Genomic DNA, 10,713 nt, shown 5'->3' on the forward strand with positions numbered 1-10,713 from the left:
CGGGAGCCGGGTTCCCTCACCGATTATCCACGGCAACCCTACCGCCCCCGCCTCCGAATCTGCTAGGATGCGCAGCGCTACTGGCGACGGTCGCAATAACCGACCGGGTCGGAGCACGGAGAGGTGCCGGAGTGGTCGAACGGGGCGGTCTCGAAAACCGTTGTACGCGCGAGCGTACCGAGGGTTCGAATCCCTCCCTCTCCGCCAGATTCAGGTAAAGGGGCCCGCGTGGCCCCTTTTCTATGCGCACCCCCCCGCAGGCGCCCGTGAACATGCCCGTAGGAGGCCGGCCCTCCGGCCGATTCCCCGTCCGGCCAATCCCTGCGCCTGATCGGCCAGAGGCTGGCCTCCTACCTGCGGGCGTTCAGCCCCCTTGACCGGACGCCGCCGGAGCCTTAAATTACGCGTCTTCCGGGGCGGTTAGCTCAGCGGTAGAGCACTGCCTTCACACGGCAGGGGTCGCTGGTTCGAACCCAGCACCGCCCACCATATCTCCCGGAGAAGCGGCCCGTGGCATTGCCCGGGCCGCTTTTTCGTATGGGGTAATGCCCGGTGAGGCGTCGGCCCTGTGGGAGGCCAGCCCACTGGCCGATCGGGCTCGGGATATGCCACATCGGCCAGAGGGCTGGCCTCCTGCGGAATTCTGGCGGAGAGGGAGGGATTCGAACCCTCGAGGGGCTTGCACCCCTGCCGGTTTTCAAGACCGGTGCAATCAACCACTCTGCCACCTCTCCGGAGGCGCACATTCTCCGCGACCACCCCGCGGCTGGCAACTCGGCCGGTCACCCCGCAATCCATCGCCTATAAGCTATATGTCGCATAGAAAGAGTTTGATAGAAGAAAATAACGATCTTCCGTAAAATCGCGGCCCTGTCCTTCCCCGCCGGATACGCCTCCCGCGGTCCGGCGCCGGTGCCACTCCTCCGGACACGGCACCGGCACGAACTTCAGTGACCGCCCCGGGGACCGGCGACGGGGCGCAACCCGAGGCCGACCATCATGAATTCGATGCTGCTCAATCTGTTTCCCTTCCTGCGCTGGCGTCCCACCAAGGACACCATCAACGCGGATCTGATTGCCGGCATCTCGGTCGCCCTCGTCCTCATCCCGCAGTCCATGGCCTACGCCCAGCTGGCCGGGCTGCCGCCGGTCTACGGGCTGTACGCCTCCCTGCTGCCGGTGATGATTGCCGCCCTCTGGGGCTCCTCGAACCAGCTGGCGACCGGGCCGGTAGCGGTGGTCTCGCTGCTCACGGCCTCGGCCCTGATCCCGTTCGCCGCCGAGGGCTCGTCCGAGTTCATTGCCCTGGCGATCATACTGGCCTTCATGGTCGGCGTGGTGCAGCTGGTACTGGGACTGTTCCGGCTGGGCTCGATCGTCAGTTTCATCTCGCATCCGGTCATCGTCGGCTTCACCAACGCCGCAGCCATCATCATCGCCCTCTCGCAGCTCAACAAGATCCTGGGCGTCCCGGTCGACACCAGCGGCCATTTCATGGTCGGCCTGTGGGGCGTGGTGCAGCAGATCGGCGACGTGCACCTGCCGACGCTGGCCTTCGGCCTGGGCGCGATCGCGCTGATGGTCGCCATGAAGCGCGTGGTCCCGAAGATCCCCGGCGTCCTTGTCGCCGTGGTCGTCACCATCCTCATCAGCTGGGCCATCGGCTACGAGCAGAAGGCCGAAGTGGCGGCCGACCGGGTCGCACCGGCCGACGTGGTCGCCCTGGCCGAAGAGGTCGACTCCCGTTCCGGCGCGCTGGCCGACATCGAACAGCGCATCCGCGAGCTGGAGGCCGAGGTCGACGAGGTCGAACGTGCCGAGGCGGTACGCATCCGCCACGAAATCGACACCCTCGGCCTCGAGCGCGACGAACAGCGCAGCGAACTGCGCGACCTGCGCGACCAGCTCGGCGCGATCAGCCTGCGCCGTGTCCCCGGCGAAGACGACGCCCCGGCCCGCTTCATCCGCGAAGACCACCTGACCGACGCGGAACGCGAACGGGCCGACGGCACCGACTGGCGTATCGAACGGGTCGACAACGACACCATCCACCTGGACGGTGGCGGCAACGTGGTCGGCAGCGTGCCCCAGGGCCTGCCTGCTCCCACCCTGCCGGACCTGAGCCTGGGCAACATCACCATGCTGCTCACCAGCGCCTTCGTCATCGCCCTGGTCGGCTTCACCGAGGCCATCGCCATCGCCAAGGCCATGGCCGCGCGCACCGGCCAGCGGCTGGACCCCAGCAAGGAGCTGATCGGCCAGGGCCTGGCGAACATCTCCGGGGGCTTCACCCAGGGCTATCCGGTGTCGGGGTCGTTCTCGCGCTCGGCGGTCAACCTCAATTCCGGGGCCAAAACCGGCCTGTCGTCGGTCTTTACTGCGGTGATCATCGGCATCGCCCTGCTGTTCCTGACCCCGCTGATCTACCACCTGCCGGAGGCCGTCCTCGCCGCCATCATCATGATGGCCGTCGCCGGGCTGGTGAACTTCAAGGCGATCAAGCACGCCTGGGTGGCCAACAAGCACGACGGCATCGCCGCCATCGTCACCTTCCTGGCGACCCTGGCCATGGCCCCCAACCTGGATTACGGCATCCTCACCGGGGCGGGCCTCGCGATCATCCTGTATCTCTACCGTTCGATGCAGCCGCGCGTGAGCGAACTGGCCCGCTACGAGGACGGCACCCTGCGCGAGGCGCGCCGCTACGGCCTGCAGACCGACGAAAAGATCGCGCTGATGCGCTTCGACGGTTCGCTGTACTTCGCCAACGTGCCCTACTTCGAAGACGCGGTCCTGGACCTGGCCGCCAGCCATCCGCAGGCGAAATACATCATCATCGTCGGCAAGGGGATCAACGAGATCGACGCCTCCGGCGAGGAGACCGTGCACCAGCTCGTGCATCGGCTGAAGGCACGCGGCGTCACCCTGGTGTTCGCCGGCGTGAAGGCCCAGGTGCTGGAGGTGATGGAACGCACCGGCCTGGACGAGCTGATCGGCAAGGACAACATCTTCCGCAGCACCGACCGGGCCGTCGAAGTCTGCCGTGAACGCGTGGGCGAAACGCGAGTCGAAGAACAGACCGGCCAGGAGGGCCGGAGCTGACCCGGGCCCGGCCCGGAGTCCCGCGCGGGTGGCTGCACGGCGCGGCCCTCGGCTGTACACTGACCGCATATTGAACCCAAGGAGGAAACGACCGTGTCCAGAGACCAGATCGTCCGCTCGAAACAGAACCCGTCCAGCACGGGCTCCATCAGCGAGACCATTTCCACCAACAAGGTCATCCGCCAGACCTACACCCTGCTGGCCCTGACCCTGGCCTTCAGCGCGGTCACCGCCTTCGTCGCCATGGCCATCGGCGCCCCGCCGGTGCACTGGATCGTGATGCTCGGCGTGCTGATCGGCGGCCCGTTCGCCATCCACTTCACGCGCAACTCGGTCTGGGGCCTGGTGCTGACCTTTGCCTTTACCGGTACGCTCGGGTTCTTCCTCGGCCCGATCCTGTCGATGTACCTGGGGCTGCCCAACGGCCCGCAGATCGTCGGCAACGCGTTCACCGCCACCGCCGTGGCCTTCGTGGCGCTGTCCGGCTATGCGCTGGCCACCAAGAAGGACTTCAGCTTCCTCGGCGGCTTCATCGTGGTGGGCCTGATCGTGGCGCTGCTGGCGATCGTCGCCAACATCTTCCTGGCGATCCCGGCGCTGTCGCTGGCCATCTCCGCGGCCGTGGTGCTGCTGCTGTCGGCGGCCATCCTGTTCGACACCAGCCGCATGATCCACGACCAGGAGACCAACTACGTGGTGATGACGGTGTCGCTGTACGCCAACCTGTACGTGATGTTCCTGCACATGCTGAACCTGTTCCACGCCTTTATGGGCGAGAACTGACGCGCCGGCCGAGCCCGGACCCTCCCGGACTCGCCAGCACGCGGGCCCCGCTCCGGCGGGGCCCTTTTTGTTGGCCCCTGCCCTCCGCCCGATCGCAACGCTGAAGCCATGGCCGAACCGAACCTGCCCTCCGCCCCCCGCGCCGTCTTCCTCGACACGGCGACCGTCGACCGCGACGACCTGGACTTCGCCCCGCTGGACCGCGCTGCCCCGGACTGGGTGCGCCGGGAACGCACGCCCGCCGACCCCGACGCCATCAGCGAATGCCTGGACGGGGCCGACGTCGCCATCACCAACAAGGTGGTCCTCGACCGCGGCGTGCTCGAACGCAGCCCGCAGCTCAAGCTGATCTGCGCGGCCGCCACCGGCTTCAACAACATCGACGTGGCGGCGGCGCGCGAGCTCGGCATCGCCGTGACCAACGCCCGCGACTACGCCACCGACTCGGTGGCCCAGCACGTGATGGCCCTGCTGCTGACCCTGGTCACCCGGCTGGACGACTACCGCGCCGACATCCGCGCCGGGCGCTGGAGCGAGTCCGACCAGTTCTGCCTGCTCGACCACCCCATCCGCACCCTGTCGGGCATGCGCATGGGCATCGTCGGGCGCGGCGTCCTCGGGCAGGCCACCGCGCGCCTGGCCGAGGCCTTCGGCATGCAGGTGCGCTACGCCCGCAGCCTGCGCGACGCGGAACCCGCCGCGGATCCTGCCGCGGACACCGTGCGCGTCCCCCTGCCGGAGCTGCTGGAGACCAGCGACGTGATCTCGCTGCACTGCCCGCTGACCGACGCCACCCGCAACCTGATCGACGAAGACGCCCTGGACCGCCTGGGCCCCGATGGCCTGCTGATCAACACCGCCCGCGGCGGCCTGGTGGAGCCGCGGGCCCTGGCCGAAGCCCTGCGCGAGAAACGCATCGCCGGCGCCGGCATCGACGTGCTCGAGCCGGAACCGCCGCCGCCCGATCATCCCCTGCTCGCCCCCGACCTGCCGCGCCTGGTGCTGACCCCGCACACCGCCTGGGCCGCGCGCTCGGCACGACAGGCGGTGCTGGAGGAGATCGCCGCCAACATCCGCGCCTTCGCCGCCGGCGAGACGCGCAACCGCGTTGACTGAACGCGCACCGGGAGCCCGCATGGCCGCCAGCGACCCCACCCCCGAACAGCGCATCGCGACCCTGGAAGAACGCCTGGCCTATCTGGAATTCAGCCAGGAGGAACAGGCCCGGGTACAGGCCGAACTGCAGCAGGAGAACCAGGCCCTGACCCGGCAGCTCGAATGGCTCCACGGCCGCCTGCGGGCGCTGGAAGCCGCCGCCGGTGATGGCAGCGCGGGCGGGCAGGACACCCCCGAACCCCCGCCGCCGCATTACTGACCGCGGCCCCGTCGATGACCCTCGAACTGCGCCCGGTCCCGGAAGACGATCCGCGCGCCCGGGAGCGCACCCGGACCCTGCAGCGCCGACTGGAAGCCGCCGGCTACGTCCATGGCGGCGACGCGGCGCTGACCCTGGAAGTGGAAGCGGACTGCCTGAGCCTGGTTCTGCAGGGCGGCAGGAAGCCGCTGCGCCTGACCCCGGACTTCGTGCGCGGCCGGCAGGGCTACCGCCACGCCCGCGCGGCCCACGAGACCCTGGTGCGCGCCGTGGGGCGCGTCGGCGAGCACGCGCACATCGTCGATGCCTCCGCCGGACTGGGCCGCGATGCCCTGCTGCTGGCCGCGCGGGGCTGGCAGGTCAGCGCCTTCGAGCGGCATCCGGTCGTCGCCCTGTTGCTGGAAGATGCCCTGCAGCGCGCCGCGCACGCCGGCGACCCGGCCCTGGCCGCCAGCGCCGCCCGCGTGCAACTGTTCCCGCAGGCATTCGCCGCCGATGCCCTGCCCGCGCCCGCCGATGCGGCGGTGTTCGACCCGATGTTCCCGCAGCGGCGCAAGAACGCCGCGGTCAAGAAAGACATGCAGATCCTGCAGGCGCTGATGGAGGCCCCGGACCAGCGTCCGGGCCAGGCATCCCCGGCGAAAGACGCTGAAGAACACGATGCCGCAAGCGATACGGAAAGCGACGCGGCCGCCACGCTCGCCGCGCTGATCCCCGCCACCCGCGGCCGCGTGGTGGTCAAGCGCCCCGCCGGTGCCGCCCCTCTGCCCGGCACCGCGCCGATCTCCGCGATCGAGGGCCGCGCGGTACGCTTCGACCTCTACCGCGCCTGATCGGCCAGGGGGCTGGCCTCCCACAGACCAATCCCGGCGCCCGATCGGCCAGGGGGCTGGCCTCCCACGGCACCCAGCCGGTAGGAGGCCGGCCCTCCGGCCGATTCCCCGTCCGGCCAATCCCTGCGCCCGATCGGCCAGAGGCTGGCCTCCTACAGGCCGAACCCTGCCCCCCGTAGGAGGCCGGCCCTCCGGCCGATTCCCCGTCCGGTCCATCTCCCGCGCCGGATCGGCCAGGGGCTGGCCTCCTACAGGCCGAACCCTGCCCCCGTAGGAGGCCGGCCCTCCGGCCGATTCCCCGTCCGGTCCATCCCTGCGCCGGATCGGCCAGGGGGCTGGCCTCCTACGGGTCGAACCCGACCTCCGGGATCAGGAGCCGCCGAGGATCAGCCGTTCCCCGTCACCGTGCAGCCGGTATTGCGGGATCTCCAGGTTGCGCGCCCCGGGCTGATCGCGGAACACCCGCCCCGCGGCGTCGTAACGCCCGCCGCGACAGCGGTCCTCGAAGCCGCCCGGCCAGCCGTCGGCCTGTTCCGGATGCACCAGGTCCAGCTCGCAGCCCAGGTCCGCGCTTTCGCCATAGACCACCAGCCAGTCCGGCGTGAAACTGCGCTCGGGCAACGCCAGCCCCTCCGGCTGACGCCCGCGCCGCGCCTGCGGATCCCGCAGGGCCTCCGCCTCGACCGCCTCCAGCGATTCCAGCAGCGCCGCATCGCGATGCACCACCAGCACGTGCCGCCCGTTCCAGCGCAGCCGCTTCACCTCGCCGACTGCAATCTCCGCCAGATCCGGGCTCCGCGGCTCCGGCCCCGAACCGCCCGGCAGCGACACGAACTGCGCGGAGAACGCCAGCGCCAGCGCGACGACGCCACCCAGCGCCATCAGCTTCAGCAGCACCCGCAGGCGCAGGCGGCGCAGTGCGGTCTCCGGATCCGGCGAAGAACGGAGCACGATGACGTTACCTCCACAACAAAAGATTGCGATAACCCACTGCAAACGGTGCCCCGGCCCTTCACGGGGAGGGGTCAGCGGCATACACTACCGCCATGCCTACCTCCAATCGAGAATCCATCCGCAACGACCGGCGCTATGTCGGCCTCCACAATGACCTCTACGGCGGCATGACGCCGATCGGCAACATCATCCGGGATGCCTGGGTGTTCGGCATCCTGCCGGAAGACCAGACCTGCGACGGCTGGGAGATCGGCCAGATCCAGGCTCTGCAGAGCCAGGTCAACGCCAAGTGGGACGAATACGGCCTGCGCCCGTCCGCCCTGCCGGACGACCTGCGCGAGCGCCACGAACGCATCCACAACGAGGCGATCGCGCGCGCCCGCGAGCACGGCTGGGTCCCCGGCCGCGACATCGACAGCGACATGGACGACAACGGCTGACCACCATGGTCCGCACCCTGATCGTCATCGGCGCCGCGCTGGCGGCGATCGCCGTGGTGCTGGGGGCCTTCGGCGCCCACGCCCTGGAACAGCGCCTGTCGGAACGCGCCCTCAACACCTGGCACACCGGCGTGCAGTACCACTTCATCCACGCCCTCGGCCTGCTGCTGATCGCCGCGCTGTGGAGCCAGCTGGCCACCGGCTGGGCCACCGCCGCGGCCGTGGCCTTTGTCACCGGCATCCTGCTGTTCGCCGGCAGCCTGTACGGCCTGGCCCTGGGCGCCCCGCGCATGCTGGGAGCGATCGCCCCCATCGGCGGCACCCTGTTCATCCTCGGCTGGGTCGGCGTCGCCATCGCCGCGTGGCGCGCGGGTGGATAGGCAACCGCTGCGCGGCGTCCCTATAATCCGCGCCATAGCCGTTACAGCCCATTCCGAGCGGGAGATCCCATGAGCCAGCCTTCCTTTGCCGTGTTCGCCGAACAGACCCTGGACGACTTCTACGCCCGCCTGAGCGACCACCCCGACCTCGGGGACCTGGATATCGATCTGATCGACGGCGTGCTGACGCTGGAGTTCGAGGACGGCGCGCAGATGATCCTCAACCGCCAGGAAGCGGCCGAGCAGATCTGGCTGTCCTCACCGGAAGGTCCGGCGCATTTCGGCTACGACGAGGCCACCGGCCAGTGGCAGAACGACCGCACCGGCGAGACCCTGGAAACCACCCTGGCCCGGGTGCTGGGCGGAAAGCTGGGCACGTCGATCGAACTCTGACCCGCCGGAACCGGCGTCCTCAGGAACCGTCCCGATCCCCGCCCCGGGGTCCTTCCCCGGTTTCCCCGGTGGCACCCCGGCGGGACGGCCCCGCGGACTCCTCGCCCGGGTCGCCCGGGTCGTCCTCGTCGATCGCCCTCAGGTGGTTCTCCACCTCCGAGAGCACCGCGTGGGCGCCGTCTTCCTCCAGCGCCAGATCCAGCGCCTTCAGCGGCTCCGCCGTCCCCGTCTCGCCGCGCAGCCCGGTGCGCGCCAGCCCCAGCGACACCAGCCGAAACTGGCGAAAGAACAGATACGCCAGCGTCGCCAGGATCAGCGCGACCCAGGGCTGCTCGTTGAAAGCCATCCAGGCCGCCACGCCATACGCCAGAAAGGTGATCACGAAGATCACCACGGCGACCTTGTGCGCGCGTGCCACGATCCGCTCGAAGACATCGCGGTGTTCGCCTATGAAATCCTGCTCGAAGTGCATGATGCGTCCGTAGTTAGCGCCGGGCGCGCCAGCGCTCGAAGGTGTCGAAGTCCTCGTAGCCGCGAGTCAGCACGTATTCCATCACGTTGCGCACGCGGTTGAGATGGGCGACCGAGTCCAGGCGGATGATCTCATCCCCCTGCTCGTCGAAGAACACCATACTGGGTGCCCAGTGGATGTCCAGATCCCGGGACCACCGGGCTGCCGTGGTCTCGCGGCCATCGGGGGTAACCACCGGGGTCGCGTCGTCGCCCATGTCCAGCTGCACCGCGTCCATCAGCGAGATCTGCTCCAGCACCTGCTGGTTCTGCAGCGGCTCGGAATGCAGGATGTCGCAGGCGTGGCAGGCCTCGCGCTCGAAAAACACCACCAGGGGCCGCTCGCCCGCCTCCCGGGTGCGATCCAGTTCGTGCGGCGGCGGATCGAAGAAATCCCGCTCGTTGATGTCCTCGAGATCGAACTTCGGCGGCGGTTCGGCGCGGTCCAGGTACTCGCGGAAGCTCTCCTCCCGGTCATGCCGGTCAATCACGTATTCCAGCAGGGCGCGAAAGCGGTACGGGGGATAATAGCCGCGCATCGCGTGGATGCCCTCGCCATCGGCGTCGAAAAACGCCAGTGACGGCGTGAAGTTCAGCCCCATGCTGCGCGCCCATTCCTTTTCTTCCAGGGTCTCGCCCTCCAGCGTGGTCACCTCGCGACTCCCCAGCACGTCGATCGCGATCACGTCGAAGTGCTCGGACAGATAGGAACGGATGTCGTCCTGGCTGAAGTTCTGCTCGAACAGCGCCTCGCAGTAGGGGCAGTCATCCATGCCGAAATACACCGCCAGCCCCATGCGCCCGCGCTCGCGCGCCAGTTCCAGATCCTCCTCGATATCGAGAAAGCTCGGCCGGAACCAGTCGGGCGTCCCCAGGCCGATCCGGCGCGGGGTGTCGTCGAACTGCAGACCCTCCGTTTCGCTGGCTTCCGGCACCGGTTCGTCCGCCAGTACGGGCGCTCCGGCCGCCGCCCACACCAGCGCGAACATCAGCACGGCGCCCCACGCCGCAAGCAGCCGCCCCGAACGCCTGTCGCTACCGGATCCCGTTTTCCCCAACACGCCAACCTCCTTGCGGACCGCTCCGTCGCTGGACAGGCGTGGCAGACCGGCCTGCCGCGGGGCGCCACGTAATTTTCCGGCCCCTCGACTCCATTGGACGCCGCGCGGCACCGGATTACTCCCCCGAGGCCACGCCATCGGCCGCACAATCGGCCAGAGGGCTGGCCTCCTACGGGTGCCCCGACGGGTCGGCGGGCCCCGGCGGGTCGGCGGGCCCCGGCGCGTCGACGGGCCCCGGCGGATCGGCGGGCCCCGGCGGGTCGGCGGGCCCCGGCGGGTCGGCGGGCCCCGGCGGGTCGGCGGGCCCCGGCGGGTCGACGGGCCCCGGCGGGTCGGCGGGCCCCGGCGGGTCGACGGGCCCCGGCGGGTCGGCGGGCCCCGGCGGGTCGACGGGCCCCGGCGGATCGACGGGCCCCGGCGGGTCGGCGGGCCCCGGCGCGTCGGCGGGGCCCGGCGGGTCGGCGGGCCCTGCACGTAGGAGGCCAGCCCCCTGGCCGATCGGGGCCAGGCTGGCCCGAAGGGGCCGATCGGCCGGAGGGCCGGCCTTGTATGTTTACCCCCGGCAGGCCTAGAAAGGGTCTGTCTGAGCTGGCCTAATTTTCGTGGACACCTCGTTAGGTGGGACGATAACCCCCTGTTACGAGGAGAACAGCCATGGCACGCAAACGCCGGAGCTTTTCAGGCGAATACAAGGAACGCATCGCCCGCATGGTGGTCGATGACGGTCTGACGGTGCCGGCCGTCTGCCAGGATCAGGATCTTGGCGAGACGGCCGTGCGCCGCTGGGTGGATCAACTCAAGGCGGAACGCGCGGGACAGCCGGGCGAAGGGCAACCGCTGACGGCGGAACAGCAGCGAATCCGGCAGCTCGAGGAAGAGAAC

At 69.6% G+C, this 10,713-nt stretch carries 12 protein-coding genes and 3 tRNA genes; 11 read left to right on the top strand and 4 right to left on the bottom strand.

The window, feature by feature from the left end:
- The first annotated feature begins 117 nt into the window (after window positions 1–117).
- Together C998_RS0110105 and C998_RS0110110 are read left to right on the top strand one after the other, a co-directional pair.
- Window positions 118–207: transfer RNA gene (locus C998_RS0110105), tRNA-Ser, on the top strand.
- 207 nt (window positions 208–414) lie between these two features.
- Window positions 415–489, top strand: a tRNA-Val gene (locus C998_RS0110110).
- 155 nt (window positions 490–644) lie between these two features.
- Here the strand turns inward: C998_RS0110110 and C998_RS0110115 are convergent.
- Window positions 645–734: transfer RNA gene (locus C998_RS0110115), tRNA-Ser, on the bottom strand.
- A 265-nt stretch (window positions 735–999) separates the two neighbouring features.
- Between C998_RS0110115 and C998_RS0110120 the strand changes: the two genes are divergently transcribed.
- The 5 genes from C998_RS0110120 (at window position 1,000) to C998_RS0110140 (ending at window position 6,093) form a co-directional block, all read left to right on the top strand.
- The gene (locus C998_RS0110120) at window positions 1,000–3,102 is read left to right on the top strand and encodes a SulP family inorganic anion transporter (RefSeq protein WP_018870749.1); all 2,103 of its coding nucleotides are present in this window, start codon (window positions 1,000–1,002) and stop codon (window positions 3,100–3,102) included.
- Window positions 3,103–3,195: 93 nt separating this feature from the next.
- Window positions 3,196–3,885, top strand: a complete 690-nt coding sequence (locus C998_RS0110125) for a Bax inhibitor-1/YccA family protein (RefSeq protein WP_018870750.1) — start codon at window positions 3,196–3,198, stop codon at window positions 3,883–3,885.
- Window positions 3,886–3,993: 108 nt separating this feature from the next.
- On the top strand, window positions 3,994–5,001 hold the full coding sequence (locus tag C998_RS0110130) for an NAD(P)-dependent oxidoreductase (protein WP_018870751.1): 1,008 nt from the start codon (window positions 3,994–3,996) through the stop codon (window positions 4,999–5,001).
- A gap of 19 nt (window positions 5,002–5,020) precedes the next feature.
- The gene (locus C998_RS0110135; protein WP_018870752.1) at window positions 5,021–5,260 is read left to right on the top strand and encodes a SlyX family protein; all 240 of its coding nucleotides are present in this window, start codon (window positions 5,021–5,023) and stop codon (window positions 5,258–5,260) included.
- A gap of 14 nt (window positions 5,261–5,274) precedes the next feature.
- The gene (locus tag C998_RS0110140; RefSeq protein WP_018870753.1) at window positions 5,275–6,093 is read left to right on the top strand and encodes a class I SAM-dependent methyltransferase; all 819 of its coding nucleotides are present in this window, start codon (window positions 5,275–5,277) and stop codon (window positions 6,091–6,093) included.
- A gap of 369 nt (window positions 6,094–6,462) precedes the next feature.
- Here C998_RS0110140 and C998_RS0110145 read toward each other — a convergent pair whose 3' ends face one another.
- Window positions 6,463–7,044, bottom strand: coding sequence for a hypothetical protein (locus tag C998_RS0110145; RefSeq protein ID WP_018870754.1), 582 nt, complete (start codon window positions 7,042–7,044; stop codon window positions 6,463–6,465).
- A 95-nt stretch (window positions 7,045–7,139) separates the two neighbouring features.
- Here C998_RS0110145 and C998_RS0110150 point away from each other — a divergent pair, with 95 nt between their 5' ends.
- The 3 genes from C998_RS0110150 (at window position 7,140) to cyaY (ending at window position 8,260) form a co-directional block, all read left to right on the top strand.
- Window positions 7,140–7,487, top strand: coding sequence for a hypothetical protein (locus tag C998_RS0110150; protein WP_018870755.1), 348 nt, complete (start codon window positions 7,140–7,142; stop codon window positions 7,485–7,487).
- Window positions 7,488–7,492: 5 nt separating this feature from the next.
- Complete coding sequence (locus C998_RS0110155; RefSeq protein WP_018870756.1) at window positions 7,493–7,867, top strand: DUF423 domain-containing protein; 375 nt, start codon at window positions 7,493–7,495, stop codon at window positions 7,865–7,867.
- A gap of 69 nt (window positions 7,868–7,936) precedes the next feature.
- On the top strand, window positions 7,937–8,260 hold the full coding sequence (gene cyaY, locus C998_RS0110160; protein WP_018870757.1) for an iron donor protein CyaY: 324 nt from the start codon (window positions 7,937–7,939) through the stop codon (window positions 8,258–8,260).
- 19 nt (window positions 8,261–8,279) lie between these two features.
- On the opposite strand, the gene C998_RS0110165 is transcribed toward cyaY, so the two are convergent.
- Window positions 8,280–8,732 (bottom strand): hypothetical protein, encoded by a 453-nt coding sequence (locus C998_RS0110165; protein WP_018870758.1) that lies wholly within the window; start codon window positions 8,730–8,732, stop codon window positions 8,280–8,282.
- Window positions 8,733–8,745: 13 nt separating this feature from the next.
- Window positions 8,746–9,759: a thioredoxin fold domain-containing protein gene (locus C998_RS0110170; protein WP_026279568.1), complete on the bottom strand. Its 1,014-nt coding sequence runs from the start codon at window positions 9,757–9,759 to the stop codon at window positions 8,746–8,748.
- Between the two features lie 726 nt (window positions 9,760–10,485).
- Here C998_RS0110170 and C998_RS15045 point away from each other — a divergent pair.
- Window positions 10,486–10,713, top strand: a 228-nt coding sequence (locus tag C998_RS15045) for a transposase (RefSeq protein ID WP_018870760.1), incomplete at its 3' end; no start/stop codon positions are given.

This window comes from Thioalkalivibrio sp. ALgr3, assembly GCF_000377325.1.
In the GTDB taxonomy this organism is placed as follows: Bacteria; Pseudomonadota; Gammaproteobacteria; order Ectothiorhodospirales; family Ectothiorhodospiraceae; genus Thioalkalivibrio.